Here is a 17239-nt window from a genome sequence, read left to right as displayed (position 1 = left end):
TTACGCCCCCACCATCGACAGCAGATCGCCAGCTTTGCCGACCAGACTCTCGGCCTGTTTTCCGATATCGCCATAAACCGCCGCGAGCGATTCATCGACGCGAGTCAGGGACAGCGTGAAGCTGATTTTGCGGGGCGACCCATCCTCAAAAAATACCGTCCCGGTCTCCGAGACATTACTGACAACAAACATCCCGTAAATCGTCCCGGTGCCGGAAATGAGCGGCCACGCGCGCCCCTGTTCAGCCATCGTATACAGCGCTAGCAATGAAAGCCGACCGCCGGTCAGTTCGGGATACAGGTCACCGCTCAGGGTGATTTTGTCCTCCCCCTCGCCGAGATACTGGAAAGCGTCACGTTTCCCGACGCGGGAATTAGACGCCCAGCTATAATCCGCGCTTCGCTGCATGCTCTGATAGGGCAGCGACTGACGCATAAAAACAAACATACCGAGTGCCAGCATCATAATCAGTCTCCTTAGTCATGCATCATGCTTGCGCGGGATTTCGCGCGCTTCTCACGTTCCAGACGCTCGACCGCATCACGTAACTGGTTGTCGAGCTGGCCGTTTGGTGCAATACCACCCTGAAGCGTGAAATGGTATTCGCTCCGGCTCTGGTCGACGTAAGAACGTCCCGCCGGTGCCGTGACCGGTTGATAGCTGTTGTATGAGCTGATGGCGGGGCTGTAGCCGTTCTGCGTTGCCGCATTGGCTTTCGCCGCCGTCTGGTCAAGCGAACTGGATTCTTTGTTGATAATGCCGAGCTTTTCGAGCACCCAATCAATCCCGCTTCGAAGCTTGTTAAAGGCGGTGAGCGGCATCATCAGCGCATCGGCCAGCGCCTGACCGAACATGACACCGACGTCGCGGCAACTGTTTAGCGTGTCCTGCGTGGCTTTGACCGGCGCGATCAGGTCTTTAAACCACTGCCAGACGCCATGAAGTTTTTCACCGAGGCCGTCAAAGATGGGCGCCAGTGGCGCGAACATTTCCCCGACCGGAGCAAAGGCACTCATCAGCCCCTCGATAACACCACCAAAAAAGGCGCTGATAGGCTCCCAGTATTTGCGAATAAGCAGCGCACCAGCGACAACCGCCACCGCAACGGCCACAACCGGCCACGTGATCGCACCCAGCGCGGTCACAATAGCGCTACCAACTGCAGTAAAAACGGTACCCAGCAAGCTGGCGGCCGCGATGATGGCGTTAATCCCGGCGATGACCGGCCACGCAATAAGACCGATGCCACCGAGCACCCCAATCAGAGCAAGCCCTCCACCAACAACAAGGCCAATGGTCTGAGACAGACCTTTATTTTTTTGTATCCAGCCATCAAGCCTTAACACATATTTTGTGGCCGTTTGCGTGAGGTTGCGAAGCGACTCCTCTTGCTGGTCGTAAAGGTCAGTCCCGACCGCCTCGTAAGCTGACTGGAATTCTTTAAAATCGCCGCCGAGGTTGTTCTGCATAACCTCGACAAGTTCGGCGGTTTTTCCGTCCGAGTCTTTAATCAGGCGGGTCAGATTATCCAGCTTTCCGCTGGCCGCTGCGGCCATCAGGACGCTGGCCGACGAGCTGGCTTCTTCGCCGAAAATCGCCTTCATGTATTCTGAGCGCTGGCCGGTACCGAGATTGTTTTTCTCAAAGCTGGCTTGCATTTCTTTCAGGATGGAGAAGATAGGCCGGGTGTTGCCCTTACTATCCATCGTCTTGACGCCCAGCTCTTTAATCGCGTCATACGCCTTGCCGGATGGTGCCTGTAGTCGACTCAACACGGCGCGGCTACCGGTACCGGCCATCGAGCCGGTGATATTGTTGTCATGAAGCGTGCCAAGCATCGCGGCGGTTTCTTCCAGGCTCACACCCGCATTTTTCGCCACCGGACCGACATAAGTCAGTGAGTCACTTAACCCGGCAAAGGTGGCCTGTGTTTTATTCATAGCCATCGAGATAACATCGGCAATATGCGTTGCCTTATCATCTGCGAGCCCGAATGCGGATTTAGTCCCGATGAGTAATTTTGCGTTGTCCTCCATCGTTTCTTTGTTCGCAAGCGACATATTCAGGATGGCGGGCGTCTGCGCGAGAATACCGTCTTTATCCGCGCCAGATTTTGCCACGATAATTTGTGCCGCTGCGGCGTCGTCCGCAGATGCGGCTGTATTATCACCCAGTGTTCTGGCTTGCCCTTTCAGCGCCTTCATGTCAGCCGATTCTTTATCGAGGCCAAGTACCGCCTGAAGCTCTGAGTTCTTCAGAGAAAAATCAAAACCGGGTTTGAGCACAGCGCCGCCAGCAACAACACCAGTGGTTGCCATCCCGACACCAGCCACCCCAACATTACGCGCACCAGAGGCGAGCTTCTGCCCGGATTCATAACGGGATTTAACGGCGCTCAGTTTTGCCTGTTGCGTACTGACGCGCGCTAGTGCCTCACGCTGACGATTGAGCTGTGACGTCGTTTCACTGATGGTGGTTTTCAGTCGCTGCTCATCGGTCGACAGTTTGCGGGTATTAATCCCGGCCTGACTGAGCTCCTGACGCTGACGCTGCACAGACAACCGGAGACCGTTATATTTGAGCTGAAGGTCAGCCGCATTTTTTTTCGCGAGCTCCATCGCTCGAGCCTGTGCACGGGTCTGGCTTTCAGTATTTTTAAACTGGACGGCCAGCGCGGCGGCTTCCTGCTTTGCCTGTTTCAGTGACTGACCGGTTACGGCCAGTTGCGCGCTGGTTTTGCGAAAACCGTCGATTTTCGATGCCTGGCCGTTTAAATCACGCAGGGATTGTTGAGTCGTGCGGATATCACCAGACAGCGATTTGCTCGCCGTCTGGATCGCTTTAAAGGGTCGGGTCGCCTGGTCGACAGCTTTCAGGAGCACTTCGAGTTTGAGGTTATTACTCATTCGTGTTTCCGCTTCGCTGTAGCGCTTTTTCGCGCCAGTTGACGAGCTCGGTCAGGCTCATGGGATAAAGGTCTGATGGCGACCAGTGGAAAATTACCGCTATGTCAGCCATCAGGTCATCGACCGAGAGTTTTTTGGGGAAGGTTAAGCCGCCGAACTCGGTGACAAAAAACCCACCACCTTACCGGCAAACGACAGCAGGTCTGGCAGCTCCAGCGCGGCGGCTTCCTGTTCGGTCAGTGACGGCATGGTCATGCGTGGCAGCACTTTAATCAGCGCATCGACGTCGGAGTTTGCGACAGATGCCAGGCTGACGCCGCGCAGGGTTCCGGCGGTCGGTTTTAACAGCGTGACAGTGGTAATCACCTGCTCGCCGCGCGTAATTGGTTTAATCAGAGTGACGATATTTTCGTTAATTTTTTCCATGATATTTCTCGTTAAATTCAGGTTTCAGGATGCCCGGCCAGCCGTGCTGACCGGGGCAGAAATTACAGGCCGATGTTTTGTCGGTGCGCCTCGAGCATGTCGGTGCCGCTCACTTTTTCGATGAGGTTCACCGTGTCGATTTCAACCAGTTCCGAGCCATTCATCGTCAGCTTGAAGTAAGTACACGCGAGCGAGATTTTCGACTCGGTGTCTTCGCCCTGTTTGGCTTCGCCGAGGTCGATTTCTTTCTGACGGCCACGGAGAACAACCTCAACCGGCACGGTCTCGCCGGTATCATCACGCTGATAAGACCCGGCGAAGCGCAGCGGGACAGCGGCTGTGCTGGTGGCAGCGTATAGCGACCAGATAGCGTCATCAGGGAAACCACCGAGCGAGATTTCAGCCGACAGCGCATCGTCATCGAGGCCGAGGTCGACCGGTGCCGAGCCATTCATCCCGCCGCCGCGATAATTCTCGAGCTTGCGGGTCAGTTTTGGCAGCGTGACGGACTGCACGACGCCGAGGTAACTCACCCCGTCGATAAACAGGTTCATGAGTTTGAGCTTGCGCGGTAATGCCATTGGTCAGGCTCCTTATTTGCTGTTCACTGACGAGATAAGATTCGCCAGATATTTGTCGGTGATACGCTGGCGCAGAGTCAGGTTTTCGAGTGGCGGTACCGGCGTATAGTCGTAATCAATAAACAGTTTTCCGGCCTTGAGGGTTTCCTTGCTATTGGCCTCTTCGTCAAACCAGCACGTCGCATCGATGATGTAGCCGCCGCTTTTCAGCTCGCGGAATTTCGCGTTAATACCGTCGATAATGTCGCGAATCAGCGTGGCGGTGATTGGCTTATCGACCGCCCACATATGCCCCTCGGCCATCGTATCGGCGATGATTTGCGCGGTGCGGGTGTAGTTTTCAAACTGAAACAGCGGGTCATCGGAGCAATTACGGTTACCCCAGAAGCGAAAACCATCGGCACGAATCAGCGTCGTGATACCGGCCTCATTCAGCAAGTCGGCATCGGTGCTGGATTCCTGTAAATCCCAGAAGACCGATGCGCTGATACCGGTGACGCCATTGACGCCGACGTTTGACAGGGTTTTATGCCACCCGGTGTCATTGTCGATTTTGGCGCGCAGCCCCAGCGCGATGGCGGTCGCGTAGCTGGTTGTTGTCGCGTTGGCGGTGGTGTCCCACCCGAGGAAGTCAGGCCAGATAATCATGAGCTCACGGGCGCTGAAGTTTTCACGGTAGGCGATAACGTCAGAAATGGTTTTGCAGCCCCACGCGCTGACGTAGGCAAAGGCGCGGAGTTTCTGAGCCACGGACGCAAGCGCGGTCGCGACCTCCTGAGTATCAAGACCCGGCACACCAAGAATGCGGGGCTTCACGCCGGTGACCGCTTTCGCCGTTAACAGCGCTTTCAGCCCGGTGTATTTACCGTTCGCATCCGTGGTGCCGATGATGTTCGAAATGGTTTGAGCCTGTGCATCTTCGTCGTCGCCGGTGCCCTCCGCGACGCGCACGACCACGACAACCGGTTTTGACTGGTCGGCAATGGCCTGTAAGGATTTTGCCAGGGTACCTTTGGTACCGGCTTTCGCAATGGCGCTTTGTGGGCTGGTAATCAGTACCGGCTCATTGAGCGGGAACATATCGGCGTCAGCATCACTGGCCGTGCAGACCATGCCGACAACCGCCGTTGATACGGTCGAGATTGTGCGTGTACCGTCGTTAATTTCGACGACTTCGACGCCGTGATGATAATCACTCATCCGTTTAACTCCGTTAGTTGGGGTGAGTGATATTGTCTGGTTTACGCCTGTATGCGGCTATTTGTCAGGGTTCGGCGGTGGCTGACACAACGGGATTGGTCGCCGGGAATTTTTTATACAGCGTCGATATTCCCACATCAAAAATTATCGCGACACGCTGACGGGTTTCACCGGCCGCAATCAGTCGCCCGGCCTGAGCCCATTCGTCTGGCGTCAGCTTTGGCCGACGTCCTCCGATTCTGCCCTGTGCGCGAGCTGCGTCTAGCCCGGCGCGGGTACGCTCGACAATGAGTTCGCGCTCCATTTCCGCAAGCGCGCCCATGATGTGAAAGAAAAAGCGCCCCATAGGTGTTGAGGTATCAATGCTGTCGGTCAGGCTCCTGAAATTTACGCCGCGCTGGCGAAGCTCTTCAGTCATCGAGACAAGATGCCGCATGCTACGACCGAGCCGGTCGAGTTTCCAGACAACCAGCGTATCACCGGCCTGAAGTCGCTTCAGGGCGCGATTGAGCCCCGGTCGGTTGGTCGATTTTCCGCTGATTCTATCCTCGAAAATTAGCTCACATCCCGACCGTTCCAGCGCGTCACGCTGTAGCGCGGTGTTTTGCTCATTTGTTGATACGCGCACATAGCCAACCTGCATCTGCTTTCCCCCATGCAAAAGCCGGAATGATGCCAGCCAGACAGGAAAACTGCATTTTCTTAAACGTTGGTCTGGGAGAATTGCCGGATTCGTTCGGTAATGCAGCTTCAAAAAACGTAGGCACAACGGCGGGAACGGTAGCGGCGGGGGATGATTCTCGAATCGTTAACGCTGTTCAGCTATCTAACCCGGGGTTGTGTACAGCCTGGGTTAACTTCAACGGCAATAACCCAGCAACAATCAGAAGCTCGTTTAACGTGAGTTCAGTTACGCGGTTAAGCACTGGCAAGTACCAGATTATTTTCGGAACACCAATGGAAAATCCGGACTACGCGGTAGGGCTAACCATCGGCGATGGAGCAACAAGCGGAACCGCCGCACCGATAGTGGCTATCAATGGCTCATCAACAACAGGTGATCCGGTTAAAAAGGATACTGGTGGTATTAATATCACGACGCGTGGAAGTGGTGGCGTGTATGAGTGCAGTGAAGTTAACGCCATTTTTTTTGGAGGTAAATAATGTCTCAGGTTATCGTTTTTGAGTATGAAGGCGGGGTGGCAGTGATGGCAGTAGCTAACAATATCGGCCTGACTATTCTGCAAATCGGGCAAAAGGATGTGGCTGCTGGTCTGCCATTCTGGATTGTCGATGCATCGACCATTACTGACGATTATGTTATCGACCCCGAGGTATTGGGTGAACCATCGGGGTACGGCGGGACTTATAAGCCTACTCCACAGGAGGTGTAGGCCATTCAATGTCGGGTGCCTTGCTGGTATCTACGCGCATCAGTTGCACCCGATAGGTTTTCCACGCCGCCAGCAGAGCAGTCTCTTCGTCAGTAGCAATCTCGGCATCCACCGCATCCTGCAACCAGGAAATTTCAGCATCTGCAACAGCTCGCAGTGAGTTTTTCTTTTGCACTGCCGCAGCCACATCTGCTGAATGCTGCGTGTCAGTATCCGTCACCCACTTTTCGCCATCCCATATATCGTATGGTGTTGCTGGTTCCAGGAGAGTATAGGCATCATCAAGGGGGCCAAGCGTGCGAACAGTTTCCTTCGTGAGGTCGCTTTTCGTGTATGCAATTTTTCCCCTCAAATCCTCAACCTGATTCCAGGTCGAGCCATCCCAACAAACCACATATCCATCATTAGCGGTTGGGGCTATTGCCATCGTCGAGCAGCTTGGTATCCCGGTTCCCGCAAGAATACGCACATCATATGTCGCAGTGAGCTCTCCCGTAGCGCTATCGTACCCGCTGACTTTAACAATGTGTGTTTCTGTTGCATTGCCGTTCTTATCAAATAATTCGGTCATTATTTTGCCCTCACGATTAAGTTCCAGGCAACGTTAGTTGGGCGGTTCTCTGCCGCAGTCGGTACTACCGTTGACGGGTCAAAATTAATCACTGATGGACCTTTGCCATTATTATCATCACTACCACCAGTTGTGCTTTGTACACTAAATGGTCCTGATACATTGGTGGTTCCACCCGTGGATTTGAAACTACCAAATGTGCCCGCAAAATTGCGCATCGCATCACTTTGTTTTGAGAGCAATGCGCGCCCGGCATCAACGCCCGCCTCCTTGTACCACCCACGCACAAATTGATCGCGCATATCTGCCGGTAATACGTGGGTTGGATGCAACTGCGCAAGCAGTGGATATTTCACTGCATCGAATGACTGGCCTATATATGGGATAAACTCCATCCCGCAGTCAGCCCAGATTTCTTGCGGCATTTGTTCTAGCGGCCATTCAACAAGCTGCCCGATTAACGGTGCCCCATATTTCATGTTTCCCAAACCAAGGTTTTCGAGAACCTCATCAGCGAGACCAGCGTCTGCGATTTCTTTCAGCGCATTTTTAATCAGCAGATATTGAGAATGCGGATTCGCTTTCGCTTCATGTGCTTTGACCTGCTTATCGACATAGCTCTTTACCTCGATAACGCCGTCATCGACATATTTCCGGGTCGCCAGCACGACCGATGGGTCGACTTTCAGCGTAATAGATGCCGAGCTCGAGACGACCAGAATCATTCTAATGGTCTGCGTTCGACCGCTCCCCTCAGTGAGTAATGGCTTGTAGGTTTCCGGGCAGTTGGCGACCGCAATCAGTACGCCGGTATCGTCATAAAGGCCAATCTCACGGATCCAGAAACCGCCCTCATTTTCGGGGATGACCTGCTCGACAATAATCTGACCGGCGTCGTTGTCATCCACGGACAGCGAGTTAATCGCCGCGATGCGGCGCTGGTTAATCAGCGTGGTCTGTGTCGGCGATGGCGTCGGCAGTGTGCCGTTCGCGTCACCGACGCCCATTTGCGTGATATTCAGTTTAAGACCGAGTGCGGTCGCGTTTGCCAGTCGCGCCGCGCCCTGATTTGTCAGGGTGGCAAAATATTTCGTCGTCATGCGCTTACTCGCAGGTTATCAATCAGATGAATGGCCGAAGCCGGATAAAAATCACCACCAACCACAATTTCTTCAGTGGTGAAGGGGTAAACCGATAAAATGTCGCCGTCGTAGCAGGTCGCGCCCACGTAAACTGACCCGGTGGTACTCAGGCTGATGGCGAGCCCGGTCAGGTGTCGGCTCGCGGGTTTGGCACCGGCAATCAGGCGCTCGAGCTCCTGAAACATTTCGTCAGTGATGCCGGTCTCGAGGACGCCAACGACCAGCCGAAACGTTCCCGGCACCTCGTTAAGCTCCCACCACTCCTTAACCTGAATCAGATAGCCGAGCGGCTCCACCACGCGCCGTAATGCCGCGATGGTGCCTTTGTGCTGATGGATATAAAACGCCGAGGCGATGACGCTGCGTTTTGTCGCCTCCGGCCATTTTTCATCCCAGCGGTCGACGGAAAACGCCCACGCCAGATAGGGAAGCAGCCGCACCGGGCAGGTACGCCAGTTCCATAACGTGCGAAGCGGTACCGGCACACGCTCGATATCGGCGGCCGCACGAGCGGCGGCAACCTCCAGCACCGACGAGCCAACGGGCAACAGCCGATTATCACTCATCGGCACCCCCGTCATCGATGCTGTATTCGGTGCAATAAGATGCCTGGTATTGTGTGAGCACAATGTCAGCCAGTGGTGCGGTCAGCTCGACGCGCTGCACACCTTCAACGTGAAGGGCGGCATAGATAGCTGACCGGCGAATGTCACGCCCGATGCGCTGTTGTGCGCTGATATACGCTTTAAGTTTTTCCTCAGCGGCCAGACGGATGGGCTCGGATTCGGGACCAGGATAAAAATAAAGAATCGCGTCAATCTGGTACGGCACAATCTCAGCACTTTGCACCGTCACCCGGTCGCCGACGGGGCGCACGTCTTCAGCATTCAGCGCTTTCTCAACAGCCGCAAGCAGGTCATCGGGTGCCGTGCCGTCATCCTCGCGTGACAGCACGGTGATGGTCACACAAGCCGGTGACGGACTGACAACCGAGATATCAGCGACACGCCCGTCGGCGCTGCGGCCGTGGTATTCATACGCGCCGACCGGACCGGCCACGCTGAGCCCCTCATATGCCTGTTGCGCACGTAGCCGTAAATCAGCGTCAGATTCCATGACCGCCGGTGTCGGCGGGATGGTGCTGTCGTCGGCAGGGGTCACAACCTGACGCGCGGTGTTGTTGTTACCAGCCATCACGTCGAGGTCGTTATTATTCGCATAGGCCAGCGTACAGGCCTGAGCTGCATCGTTCACACGCTGACGCCAGATAACCTCACGGTAGGCGTTTTCCTCGAGATATTTCACCAGTGGCTCAGACTCAAGGGTGAGAGTACGCGCAACAGCTTCCTGTTGCTCTTCGGGGTAAAGCGAGACCAGCGTCGCTTTGCGTTCCGCGAGAATGGTCTCAAAATCCAGCGTTTCCACGACGTCAGGCGCGGGGAGCTGGCTCAGGTCGATGGTTGCCATAAATTCAACTCACAGGGATAGTCAGGGATAAGGTTTTGCCGGTGTCTTTGGTCTCGCCGGTCAGTTCAACAATCATCTGGCCGTTAAACTGGCGCTCAACGGTCAGCGAGCTGATGCTAATGCGCGGCTCCCACTTCAGCAGCGCCATATAACAGGCGCACATAATTTGCAGCTTCAGCGCGTCGGTCTGCGGCATATCAATCAGGGAGAACAGCAGCGAGCCATAATCGCGACGCATCACGCGAGAGCCGAGCGGCGTTCGCAATATATCGCCACAGCTCTGACTGATGTGCTCAGCGTCAGTGATAGCGCGCCCGGTTGCGCGATTCATGCCGATATAACGGGTCGTCATTTTGTGCCCTCCGTCCAGTCACCACCGCGCTGAATACCGCCGTGACCGTGCTTGTCTACCGCCACACCGTTTGATTTGAACGTGCCGCCGGTGTGCTCGATATCGCCACTCATTGTCCCGCCTTCGGTGACCTCGAGCGTCGCGGTTGTCAGTTTGTTGGTGCAGACCACTTCCGGCGTATCGAGGGTGATGCGGGTCTCGGCTTTCACGGTAACCATCGGTACCGTCACGGCGATGGAATCCGACGCTGTGACGTCTGCGGTTTTGATACCGCTGACGGTCAGCGCGCCGGTCTCCGGTTCGTATTCGATAACCGCCCCGTCAGGGAAGGTGATGTGAAATGCATCAGCCGACGCCGACGGCGCGGGGTGGTCATCCGAAAAAATGCCGGGAAGCACAAAGGCAGTATCGAGCTCGCCACCAATGGCAAACACGACAACCTGCTCGCCCACGGACGGAGCCCACCACGAGCGAGAGCGACCGGCGCGAGTCGTCAGCCACTGAAGCCAGTCGGTAACGATGCCGCCGGTCTGGACACGACAGCGCCCGTCATCGAGGTCGATGTCGACGACGACGCCGGTGCGAATCATGTTGCGCAGGAGGCGCAATACATCCTGAAGAGTTGCGAGAGTATTCATACAAGGAAGGATGCCGCCCGGTGCTCTGAGCGGCAATTGATGCGGGTTTTACTGTCAATGACACAACATCAGGATTAACTATTGTAGACTTTTTTGATTACTTCCATGCACTCAGCATGTGCAGCTTTATGGCGTTCAAACTCTTTGTTGTAGAAAAAAAAGAAAGCCTTCTTCACTTGCGGCATTTCAATAAAGATAAATTCATCCACTTTATGAAAAAAATGAAAGCTAGGATTTGTTGTGTTAAATATCAGCAATGAGTTTCGCTTACTGCACTTATTCATTTTAACAAGAGCTCTTCGGGTTCGCCTTATCGTACGAAAAACCTTGTGTGGAGTCGTATCGATATCACCCCAAAACATCGCAACAGGGATATCCGCAATAAAAGGTATATAATTACCGCCCTTATACCTTAGGAATCGAGAACGCAGATCCATCAGTTGCAGTTTGAAACCAATGTATTGCAGCCACCATATGATGCAGTCAACTTCATATGAGTCTAGTTCTGCACCATCTTTATCACGGAATAATCGCTTTAAATAGTCTTCAAAAGAGCCAAGCAAATCTGAGTTGCACCCCCTACAAGCCGGAATGGTTGATTTTATATAACTGGCAGACTGGTTATTTTTAGTATTAATAAGAAATTTTGTTTGGTCAGCTTCAAACGCCCATTGTGGAATGATGTGCTCTCTGGTGATTTCATTTTCACTCCCACAGAGAACACAAATCTCAGCGTTGTGATCTGATATAATCCTATCCATAACCATTTTTTGAGACTTTTTTATCCGTTGTCTCAGCATGCTAAATTTTAGATTCATAACATCAACGATCTCAGTCAGTCTTCGATAACCTCATTAATATAGCATTCTCAATTAGTTGAACAGACTCTTGATCAAACCCGATGAGCGGTCGGGCGTCGTACTGTACCGGCTTGCTGTTTCGTCCAGGCTTATCCTTCAGGCCGTACTGATGCACATTTACCATCCTTTGCACCTTGCCGGTAAATTCCACGACCGCCGCATCATTCCCCGCCGTGGCTTTCATAAAGCGACTGGTGCGGAGCTTCGCAAACATTTCCCGCTTAACCCGGCCTTTCTTCGCTTTCACCGGCTGGCGTTTTCGTGCGATGTATGGGGTGCCGTCGGGTGCTTTCTGCGTTTTAATCCGGCGCTGTTGCCGGATGCGTAAAGTCTTTGCGATATCTGCGGCCATCCTGCGTCGGGCAGTCGGGGAGAGTGCCGCAATCAGACCCGCGAGCTTATCGTCGAACGGTTTAAAGTCATTCATACCAGCGGCTCAGGCGGTTGAGGTTCCGGCACCGATTCAACGTGCAGCTTATCGCCATCCTCACGGACGATCGTGCGCTCGGTCAGCATCAGGCTGATACTGATATCGGCGCTGTCATTGCTGTTAATATCGGCAAAGTAGGTAAAGCCCTTTTTACGCCCCTCATCGGTCGTCATGATGTCGGCCTGATGAATACGCAACCATGCCTGAATCGGCACGAGCAGCAGCTCGATATCGCCGGTGAAGTCAGTCACCACAACATTGAGCGTGTACTGATTTTCAAACGACAGCGACGCCGCCAGCGTAGAGGCGAGTTTCCCGTTATCGATAAAGATGCGCATCATTTCCGGGTTACGCGCCAAATCAGGCACGGCGTCAGTTAAGGCTTTTCGCAGACTCTTCGGCTTGTACATCGATTTTATCCTGGCAGTTTTTTACCGTTCTGACCTGAAGCGCGCAGCGCTCGAGGGCGCTTTCGAGCTGGCGTATATCCGCGCTCAGGTCGCCATTCGTGGTCGGGTCACTTCCCGGCATCGGGCAAAGACTGACCCTCGGGCAAGCGTTGTAAACAATCACCGGCGTCGGCACAGGCGGCGCGCTGGTGCAACCGGCGCATAGCATCAGGCAAATCAGCGCTATACCAGCGGCGTAGCTGTTCGTTTTCATTGAGTAACCTCGTGATGGTTTGTTCCCGACGTTGCGCTCGTGCGGCAGCATCAACAAGCTCACCGCGCAGCATGACCTGAGCAACCTCATTCTGGCCGCTGATACGTGAGGCGGTTTTAAGCTGGCTTTTCAGCATGCTGATAACCGTTTTCTGTTCACCGGCGACTTTGTTCGCCCGTTCGAATGAGCGGCTCAGGTTGCTGTTTTCGTGACGCAACCACAGGAGCCCGGCCACGGCCAGCACTAACAACACAATCAGCGTTTTCATTGCGCCCCCTTCAGGCAGTATGTGCGCTCGCGCAAGCGGCGATTTTCGAGCCCGGTATTACGGACACCATTCACAAACACCCAGCGGGTGAGCTGGTCACAGGCTTGCCACCATTGCCGGTGCTTCAGGTGATAAACCAGCGTTGAGCGACAGGCCGCACCGGTGCCGACGTTAAAGGCGAAGCTGACCAGCGTGTCATAGACCGCCTGGGGCATTTCCACCGGCACACAGACCGCGAGTCGTTGCTCGACGTTCAGCACGTCGGCGACCAGATTCGCGGCGGCTTCTTTTTCGGTGATATCCCGTTTTGGTACCACCCCGGCAGTGTGGCCGATGCCTGACGTCCACACACCCGCACTGCACTGGTAAGGGCGCAACCGGCAACCCTCGAGGTCGGCAATCAGCGCGAGCCCCTCCGGCGAGGTGTGAAGCAAACGAAAATCAGGCACCAGTGCCGCCAGCGCCAGCACGACGGCCACACTGCAACGTTTAACGAATGAGCCCACGAATAACCCCCTTATCAATCCCCATCGAGACGAGATAGCGGTATTTCTTGTGCTGGTACCAGAAGTTCACCAGCGCGGTAAAAATGGCGCAGCCTCCCCCGACATAAAGCGCGAGTCGTTCCGGCGTCTGCGTACCGAAATACGCCAGCGCTACGGAAAACCAGTACGTCAGAAAGGTCGTGATTTTTTCCACTGTCAGTCCCATAGGTTCACGGTCTCCGATACCGGCGCGGCGTCGACTTCAGGCAGACTGACCGCCGTGCCGTGTGGCAGGACGACGCCCAGCTCGGCGAGACCCGGATTAGCCAAAAGCACAGCCTCGACCACACCTTCAGTACGCCCGTAATGGCGCTGACATAACGTGTCGAGCGTGTCGCCCTGATGCGCGATGACGTTCATCAGATTTGCCCCACAATGCAGCGCGCTTTGTCCTGGATACGGGCAACCGACCAGCGCATGTCACGCCACATTTCATCGATGGTGTCCTCAATGCTGTCAGCTTTTTTATCGCCTTTGGCGCTGGCATCGACGCCGCGATAACGCTCGTACAGCGTCGCAGTCGTCATTGAGCAAACGGCGTTGAAGTAGTGGAAGACCCGGACGCTTTCGCCGTCGAGCTCATCCGTCGGTACATCCTCGAGGCGTGTGAAACCGGCGGCGAGCTGAAGGTCACGCCAGTCGGTTAATTCGGCGTTGGTCTCGGCCATCGCGGTTTTAATCGCACGACGCAGACGCACCGGCGTCACGGTCTGCTCGAGGCGCATTTCTTCGCGCATGCGCTTCGGGTCAACGTCCGGGAAAAAGGCGGTATTTTTAATTACCGGCTCCTCAACCGGCACCGGCGGGATGACCATCGGGTCGCGCTGTTGCGCCGGGTTATTCATCACAATCGGGGTCATGACTACCTCAAAAATTAGGTGGGCGGTGGTCGCCGGTCGCAGTTGCGGTAAATCACCGACATTGACCAGCGAGCCGCCCGGCGCGGGGCGCGTTCGGTTAACCGGTGACTTTCCTCGGGCGTCCTCGCCCTCGTCTCACCGGTGAATCTTGTTTTTTAGCGGGTGCTTTTTTCGTGGCGGTTTTCTTTGCCACTTTTTTGACGGCGACCGGCTTCGGGTTCAGCTCGCGACCGAGGGTCTCAATGTCTTTTCTGACCCCGGCGGTGCTATCGAGCTGTAAGGCGCGTTTCAGATGCCCTAGCGCTTCAGGAAGCTGACCGGCATCACGTAACGTCAGACCGGCGACCTTATGCAGCCGGGCGCGCACTTCATCAGGCATGTCGGCAGCGTCGGTCAGACTAATGACCTCGAGCAGTTGCGCGGCGTCGACAGGCTCACCGGCCATACGGGCACGGAGTGCCGCGAGCGCAACCTCTTCGGCCAGCATGTAAGGCGCGGGGCGGGAATGGTTTTCCGGCATCGACAGACCGAAACGCAGCGCATAGCGCGCAATCTCAATCGCGCCGGTGATATCCCCCGCATCCAGACGCCAGAGCATCACCGTCATCAGAATGTCATCCTGTGCGCCGGTGCCGCTTTCCAGTACGCCAGCGACCCACGGCATGTACAGCGGGAGTAATTCGCGTTTTTTATCCGCTTTGCGCTCTTTCGAGCGAATATCTGATAGCGTCCGACGGTCTGCGGCCAACTTGACGAGCATTTGCTCGTAAGCCGAGGCATGACGCAGCGGGGCGTGTTCCCGCTGCGATGCCTTGATAGCCGAGACCCGCATCGAGTGACGCTGTGCGGGGGTTGCCATCGGTTACGCCTCCGCGCCGTCAGTGGTGCTGGTTCCAGCCGGGGCGTCAGCGGTCAGAGACTGCATCGCCTTGACCATTGCCGCCGCGAAGACTTCAGCGCTGGCCGCTTCAGGGGTGGCGGTTTCGTCCTGCTCGAGAATCTCGATATTCTCAATCAGGCAACCGGCCTCGTAGTCTTCGATAACAAAATCGACTTTGACCTGTTCGTAGTTTTCCACCTGGTCGAGTTTCGGGTTCTCGACGATGTGGCGACGGTGGCCGTCCTCGTACAGATAAATCGAAATGTTATCCAGCGTGGTGATGAAAACGCTGTTGGCCGGGAACATCGGCGCGCGCACCGCCTGAAGCTGGCCGATGGTTTTCTGGCTGATAATCAGCTCACCGGCGAGCTGTTCGCTGTTCGCCTGGAATTTGTTAATCATCGGGAAGTATTTGTCGGTCAGGATGCGGCGACCGCAGATAACCACCATTTCCGGGTTTTCGCGGTGGATCTCCGCGACCAGCGATTCAAAAGCATCCATGACCAGCGCGTCGAGGTTGGCGTAGTGACCACCTTTACCCACTTTGATGGTGTTCGAAATCACGGTGCCGTCATCGTCGGTGACGCTGGACATCACACGCTCAGGCGCATCGTTGCGGTATTTCTGCAACCAGCCGACAGCCACATCCTGAAGCAGTGGATTCTGAGCACGGTCAGAGGTCGCCGCGCGGCTTACGCCGTTAAAGCCAATGGTGATGTAGTCCAGCGCCTGACGCTTGATGATGGCGTTGCGAATGCGGATCTGGAAATCCTGAAAACGCGCCCACAGGTCGAGCTTGCCGTACTTCAGGTGATAGTCGAAGTTGACCGGGTGGCAGAAATAACGGTATGCATCGAGCTTGCCAAAGTCAGCGGTTTTACGCTCGACGCCGCCGTCGGTGTCGGTGGTGCTGGCAATGGTGCCGGTCACATCGATGCCGACTTTTTCTTCGGTCAGCTCGGAAACGGTCACCATGTTGATGAGCTTCAGGAAGCTGGACGACTGTTGAATTTTGTCAAACAGGGTCTGAGTGACCGACGGCTCGACGGTGAATTTTTTGTCGAGGTCGCTGGTCTCGATGCCGTTCAGTTCGGCGATACGGCTCAGGTACTGATTGAATTTAAAACGGGTCTCTTTACGCATGGATTTTGTATTCCTTCGGGTTTATCAGGGGTTAGCAGTCGGTCAGCGTGGTGCCGGACGCATCACCGTCACCGCCGGTGCTTAACTTGCGGCGTGACTGCGATTTGTCTTCGGTGTGCTCCAGCGTGGTTTTGATGGTGCTGAATTGCTGCGAGGTGGCGGTGGCCTGTTCGGTCAGTGCCTTTTTGACGTCAGCAAGATCGCTTTCAAGCTGGCTGAAACGCACCCCGGCGTTTTCGCCGTCGGTCTGCACCCGCTCGGCGATGGCGGTCACGGCTTCGTGTACATCACCGAATCGCGCATCGTCATTCGCTTGTTTACGGCTAAACATGCTTCTCACGGCGTCACTCAGTTTGGTGACGATGGTGTCGGGCTGGTCTTCAAATTCCAGCGCGGCGAAGGTCGCCACAGAGAACAGGTCATCAGGCTGGTCTTTCTTCCCGGCCAGTGGGTTTTGCTGTGCACGGGAGCAGAATTGCAGGTATTCGGTACCGAGGCTCGCCGGGTCGTCGGTGACCGCCAGCCCGATGAGGCCGCACTTGCCGGTGTTGGCAAAGTTCGGGCGAATCTCCATCGAGGTGTAAACCTTCTGGCCTTGCGCCAGCAGCGCCAGCAGATTGTCGAGTGGGGCGATTTTGCCGAACAGCGCCAGCTTGCCGTTGAGTGCCGAATCGTCGTCGATCACTTCCGCTTTCAGCTCCACCACATCGCCGTAACGGCAAAACGGGCTGTCGGGGTAAATACCGCGAATATGCTCGAGGTTGATGCGACAGCCATAGACGCGCGGGTCAAAGCCGTCGGCCATGTCCTGAATATCCTGCTCGCTGATATCGCGGCCATCGCAGGTATCACCGGCGACGCCGATGCGAAACCATTTCGAAATTTTTTTAGCCATTTTGTCAGGTGTCCTGAG

At 55.3% G+C, this 17239-nt stretch carries 27 protein-coding genes; 2 read left to right on the top strand and 25 right to left on the bottom strand.

The window, feature by feature from the left end:
* The 7 genes from AB2B48_RS03580 to AB2B48_RS03550 all read right to left on the bottom strand — a co-directional run bounded on the left by AB2B48_RS03580 (nucleotide 1) and on the right by AB2B48_RS03550 (nucleotide 5756).
* A complete protein-coding gene (locus AB2B48_RS03580; RefSeq protein WP_368300824.1) occupies nucleotides 1-465 on the bottom strand; it encodes a phage tail protein in 465 nt (154 codons plus the stop codon).
* A gap of 11 nt (nucleotides 466-476) precedes the next feature.
* Complete coding sequence (locus tag AB2B48_RS03575; RefSeq protein WP_368300823.1) at nucleotides 477-2906, bottom strand: phage tail tape measure protein; 2430 nt, start codon at nucleotides 2904-2906, stop codon at nucleotides 477-479.
* Nucleotides 2899-3018: a GpE family phage tail protein gene (locus AB2B48_RS03570; protein ID WP_000763326.1), complete on the bottom strand. Its 120-nt coding sequence runs from the start codon at nucleotides 3016-3018 to the stop codon at nucleotides 2899-2901. The genes AB2B48_RS03575 and AB2B48_RS03570 overlap by 8 nt, the downstream gene beginning before the upstream one ends.
* A 32-nt stretch (nucleotides 3019-3050) precedes the next feature.
* A complete protein-coding gene (locus tag AB2B48_RS03565; RefSeq protein ID WP_368300822.1) occupies nucleotides 3051-3332 on the bottom strand; it encodes a phage tail assembly protein in 282 nt (93 codons plus the stop codon).
* 62 nt (nucleotides 3333-3394) lie between these two features.
* Nucleotides 3395-3913: a phage major tail tube protein gene (locus AB2B48_RS03560; protein ID WP_368300821.1), complete on the bottom strand. Its 519-nt coding sequence runs from the start codon at nucleotides 3911-3913 to the stop codon at nucleotides 3395-3397.
* A 12-nt stretch (nucleotides 3914-3925) separates the two neighbouring features.
* Complete coding sequence (locus AB2B48_RS03555) at nucleotides 3926-5113, bottom strand: phage tail sheath protein (RefSeq protein WP_368300820.1); 1188 nt, start codon at nucleotides 5111-5113, stop codon at nucleotides 3926-3928.
* Nucleotides 5114-5177: 64 nt separating this feature from the next.
* Entirely contained in the window at nucleotides 5178-5756 is a 579-nt protein-coding gene (locus AB2B48_RS03550; protein WP_368300819.1) for a recombinase family protein, read from the bottom strand.
* 26 nt (nucleotides 5757-5782) lie between these two features.
* On the opposite strand from AB2B48_RS03550, the gene AB2B48_RS03545 reads away from it, so the two are divergent.
* Both AB2B48_RS03545 and AB2B48_RS03540 read left to right on the top strand, forming a co-directional pair.
* The gene (locus AB2B48_RS03545; protein ID WP_368300818.1) at nucleotides 5783-6277 is read left to right on the top strand and encodes a hypothetical protein; all 495 of its coding nucleotides are present in this window, start codon (nucleotides 5783-5785) and stop codon (nucleotides 6275-6277) included.
* Nucleotides 6277-6507: a hypothetical protein gene (locus AB2B48_RS03540; RefSeq protein WP_368300817.1), complete on the top strand. Its 231-nt coding sequence runs from the start codon at nucleotides 6277-6279 to the stop codon at nucleotides 6505-6507. The genes AB2B48_RS03545 and AB2B48_RS03540 overlap by 1 nt, the downstream gene beginning before the upstream one ends.
* Here the strand turns inward: AB2B48_RS03540 and AB2B48_RS03535 are convergent.
* The 18 genes from AB2B48_RS03535 to AB2B48_RS03450 all read right to left on the bottom strand — a co-directional run bounded on the left by AB2B48_RS03535 (nucleotide 6488) and on the right by AB2B48_RS03450 (nucleotide 17221).
* Nucleotides 6488-7078: a tail fiber assembly protein gene (locus tag AB2B48_RS03535; protein WP_368300816.1), complete on the bottom strand. Its 591-nt coding sequence runs from the start codon at nucleotides 7076-7078 to the stop codon at nucleotides 6488-6490. The two genes, AB2B48_RS03540 and AB2B48_RS03535, sit on opposite strands and share 20 nt — an antisense overlap.
* Nucleotides 7078-8178 carry a phage tail protein gene (locus AB2B48_RS03530; RefSeq protein ID WP_368300815.1) on the bottom strand — a complete coding sequence of 367 codons (1101 nt, stop codon included), beginning with the start codon at nucleotides 8176-8178 and terminating at the stop codon, nucleotides 7078-7080. Before AB2B48_RS03530 ends, AB2B48_RS03535 begins: the two co-directional genes overlap by 1 nt.
* The gene (locus tag AB2B48_RS03525; RefSeq protein ID WP_368300814.1) at nucleotides 8175-8786 is read right to left on the bottom strand and encodes a phage tail protein I; all 612 of its coding nucleotides are present in this window, start codon (nucleotides 8784-8786) and stop codon (nucleotides 8175-8177) included. Before AB2B48_RS03525 ends, AB2B48_RS03530 begins: the two co-directional genes overlap by 4 nt.
* Nucleotides 8779-9687 (bottom strand): baseplate assembly protein, encoded by a 909-nt coding sequence (locus AB2B48_RS03520; RefSeq protein WP_368300813.1) that lies wholly within the window; start codon nucleotides 9685-9687, stop codon nucleotides 8779-8781. Before AB2B48_RS03520 ends, AB2B48_RS03525 begins: the two co-directional genes overlap by 8 nt.
* A 4-nt stretch (nucleotides 9688-9691) precedes the next feature.
* Nucleotides 9692-10039, bottom strand: a complete 348-nt coding sequence (locus AB2B48_RS03515) for a GPW/gp25 family protein (protein WP_368300812.1) — start codon at nucleotides 10037-10039, stop codon at nucleotides 9692-9694.
* Nucleotides 10036-10677, bottom strand: coding sequence for a phage baseplate assembly protein V (locus AB2B48_RS03510; RefSeq protein ID WP_368300811.1), 642 nt, complete (start codon nucleotides 10675-10677; stop codon nucleotides 10036-10038). The genes AB2B48_RS03515 and AB2B48_RS03510 overlap by 4 nt, the downstream gene beginning before the upstream one ends.
* 74 nt (nucleotides 10678-10751) lie before the next feature.
* Complete coding sequence (locus AB2B48_RS03505) at nucleotides 10752-11495, bottom strand: hypothetical protein (protein WP_368300810.1); 744 nt, start codon at nucleotides 11493-11495, stop codon at nucleotides 10752-10754.
* Nucleotides 11496-11508: 13 nt separating this feature from the next.
* Nucleotides 11509-11964: a phage virion morphogenesis protein gene (locus AB2B48_RS03500; protein ID WP_368300809.1), complete on the bottom strand. Its 456-nt coding sequence runs from the start codon at nucleotides 11962-11964 to the stop codon at nucleotides 11509-11511.
* A complete protein-coding gene (locus AB2B48_RS03495) occupies nucleotides 11961-12377 on the bottom strand; it encodes a phage tail protein (RefSeq protein WP_155021848.1) in 417 nt (138 codons plus the stop codon). Before AB2B48_RS03495 ends, AB2B48_RS03500 begins: the two co-directional genes overlap by 4 nt.
* Nucleotides 12340-12585 carry an Rz1-like lysis system protein LysC gene (lysC, locus tag AB2B48_RS03490; RefSeq protein WP_079935231.1) on the bottom strand — a complete coding sequence of 82 codons (246 nt, stop codon included), beginning with the start codon at nucleotides 12583-12585 and terminating at the stop codon, nucleotides 12340-12342. The genes AB2B48_RS03495 and lysC overlap by 38 nt, the downstream gene beginning before the upstream one ends.
* A complete protein-coding gene (gene lysB / locus AB2B48_RS03485; RefSeq protein ID WP_368300808.1) occupies nucleotides 12485-12898 on the bottom strand; it encodes an Rz-like lysis system protein LysB in 414 nt (137 codons plus the stop codon). The genes lysC and lysB overlap by 101 nt, the downstream gene beginning before the upstream one ends.
* Entirely contained in the window at nucleotides 12895-13404 is a 510-nt protein-coding gene (locus AB2B48_RS03480; RefSeq protein WP_368300807.1) for a lysozyme, read from the bottom strand. Before AB2B48_RS03480 ends, lysB begins: the two co-directional genes overlap by 4 nt.
* On the bottom strand, nucleotides 13388-13609 hold the full coding sequence (locus tag AB2B48_RS03475) for a primosomal protein (RefSeq protein WP_368300806.1): 222 nt from the start codon (nucleotides 13607-13609) through the stop codon (nucleotides 13388-13390). The genes AB2B48_RS03480 and AB2B48_RS03475 overlap by 17 nt, the downstream gene beginning before the upstream one ends.
* Nucleotides 13600-13803, bottom strand: coding sequence for a tail protein X (locus AB2B48_RS03470; RefSeq protein ID WP_001100637.1), 204 nt, complete (start codon nucleotides 13801-13803; stop codon nucleotides 13600-13602). Before AB2B48_RS03470 ends, AB2B48_RS03475 begins: the two co-directional genes overlap by 10 nt.
* Entirely contained in the window at nucleotides 13803-14303 is a 501-nt protein-coding gene (locus tag AB2B48_RS03465) for a head completion/stabilization protein (RefSeq protein ID WP_368300805.1), read from the bottom strand. The genes AB2B48_RS03470 and AB2B48_RS03465 overlap by 1 nt, the downstream gene beginning before the upstream one ends.
* Before the next feature lie 97 nt (nucleotides 14304-14400).
* Complete coding sequence (locus AB2B48_RS03460; protein ID WP_368300804.1) at nucleotides 14401-15162, bottom strand: terminase endonuclease subunit; 762 nt, start codon at nucleotides 15160-15162, stop codon at nucleotides 14401-14403.
* 3 nt (nucleotides 15163-15165) lie between these two features.
* Complete coding sequence (locus AB2B48_RS03455) at nucleotides 15166-16326, bottom strand: phage major capsid protein, P2 family (protein WP_368300803.1); 1161 nt, start codon at nucleotides 16324-16326, stop codon at nucleotides 15166-15168.
* 31 nt (nucleotides 16327-16357) lie between these two features.
* Nucleotides 16358-17221, bottom strand: a complete 864-nt coding sequence (locus AB2B48_RS03450; protein ID WP_368300802.1) for a GPO family capsid scaffolding protein — start codon at nucleotides 17219-17221, stop codon at nucleotides 16358-16360.
* Nucleotides 17222-17239: the final 18 nt, after the last annotated feature.

The sequence above is a fragment of the Kluyvera sichuanensis genome (assembly GCF_040930405.1).
Lineage (GTDB): Bacteria > Pseudomonadota > Gammaproteobacteria > Enterobacterales > Enterobacteriaceae > Kluyvera > Kluyvera sichuanensis.
This window is presented reverse-complemented; position numbering and strand designations above follow the sequence as displayed.

Bases quoted from the DNA above. Each gene is read 5' to 3' on its own strand.
- AB2B48_RS03550 (WP_368300819.1), bottom strand. From the start codon at position 5,756: ATGCAGGTTGGCTATGTGCGCGTATCAACAAATGAGCAAAACACCGCG.
- lysC (WP_079935231.1), bottom strand. From the start codon at position 12,585: ATGCTATGCGCCGGTTGCACCAGCGCGCCGCCTGTGCCGACGCCGGTG.
- AB2B48_RS03510 (WP_368300811.1), bottom strand. From the start codon at position 10,677: ATGAATACTCTCGCAACTCTTCAGGATGTATTGCGCCTCCTGCGCAAC.
- AB2B48_RS03545 (WP_368300818.1), top strand. From the start codon at position 5,783: ATGATGCCAGCCAGACAGGAAAACTGCATTTTCTTAAACGTTGGTCTG.
- AB2B48_RS03450 (WP_368300802.1), bottom strand. From the start codon at position 17,221: ATGGCTAAAAAAATTTCGAAATGGTTTCGCATCGGCGTCGCCGGTGAT.
- AB2B48_RS03455 (WP_368300803.1), bottom strand. From the start codon at position 16,326: ATGCGTAAAGAGACCCGTTTTAAATTCAATCAGTACCTGAGCCGTATC.
- AB2B48_RS03570 (WP_000763326.1), bottom strand. From the start codon at position 3,018: ATGGCTGACATAGCGGTAATTTTCCACTGGTCGCCATCAGACCTTTAT.
- AB2B48_RS03500 (WP_368300809.1), bottom strand. From the start codon at position 11,964: ATGAATGACTTTAAACCGTTCGACGATAAGCTCGCGGGTCTGATTGCG.
- AB2B48_RS03565 (WP_368300822.1), bottom strand. From the start codon at position 3,332: ATGGAAAAAATTAACGAAAATATCGTCACTCTGATTAAACCAATTACG.
- AB2B48_RS03525 (WP_368300814.1), bottom strand. From the start codon at position 8,786: ATGAGTGATAATCGGCTGTTGCCCGTTGGCTCGTCGGTGCTGGAGGTT.
- AB2B48_RS03555 (WP_368300820.1), bottom strand. From the start codon at position 5,113: ATGAGTGATTATCATCACGGCGTCGAAGTCGTCGAAATTAACGACGGT.
- lysB (WP_368300808.1), bottom strand. From the start codon at position 12,898: ATGAAAACGCTGATTGTGTTGTTAGTGCTGGCCGTGGCCGGGCTCCTG.
- AB2B48_RS03515 (WP_368300812.1), bottom strand. From the start codon at position 10,039: ATGACGACCCGTTATATCGGCATGAATCGCGCAACCGGGCGCGCTATC.
- AB2B48_RS03470 (WP_001100637.1), bottom strand. From the start codon at position 13,803: ATGAACGTCATCGCGCATCAGGGCGACACGCTCGACACGTTATGTCAG.
- AB2B48_RS03540 (WP_368300817.1), top strand. From the start codon at position 6,277: ATGTCTCAGGTTATCGTTTTTGAGTATGAAGGCGGGGTGGCAGTGATG.
- AB2B48_RS03580 (WP_368300824.1), bottom strand. From the start codon at position 465: ATGATGCTGGCACTCGGTATGTTTGTTTTTATGCGTCAGTCGCTGCCC.
- AB2B48_RS03495 (WP_155021848.1), bottom strand. From the start codon at position 12,377: ATGTACAAGCCGAAGAGTCTGCGAAAAGCCTTAACTGACGCCGTGCCT.
- AB2B48_RS03535 (WP_368300816.1), bottom strand. From the start codon at position 7,078: ATGACCGAATTATTTGATAAGAACGGCAATGCAACAGAAACACACATT.
- AB2B48_RS03465 (WP_368300805.1), bottom strand. From the start codon at position 14,303: ATGACCCCGATTGTGATGAATAACCCGGCGCAACAGCGCGACCCGATG.
- AB2B48_RS03560 (WP_368300821.1), bottom strand. From the start codon at position 3,913: ATGGCATTACCGCGCAAGCTCAAACTCATGAACCTGTTTATCGACGGG.
- AB2B48_RS03505 (WP_368300810.1), bottom strand. From the start codon at position 11,495: ATGAATCTAAAATTTAGCATGCTGAGACAACGGATAAAAAAGTCTCAA.
- AB2B48_RS03475 (WP_368300806.1), bottom strand. From the start codon at position 13,609: ATGGGACTGACAGTGGAAAAAATCACGACCTTTCTGACGTACTGGTTT.
- AB2B48_RS03520 (WP_368300813.1), bottom strand. From the start codon at position 9,687: ATGGCAACCATCGACCTGAGCCAGCTCCCCGCGCCTGACGTCGTGGAA.
- AB2B48_RS03575 (WP_368300823.1), bottom strand. From the start codon at position 2,906: ATGAGTAATAACCTCAAACTCGAAGTGCTCCTGAAAGCTGTCGACCAG.
- AB2B48_RS03530 (WP_368300815.1), bottom strand. From the start codon at position 8,178: ATGACGACGAAATATTTTGCCACCCTGACAAATCAGGGCGCGGCGCGA.
- AB2B48_RS03460 (WP_368300804.1), bottom strand. From the start codon at position 15,162: ATGGCAACCCCCGCACAGCGTCACTCGATGCGGGTCTCGGCTATCAAG.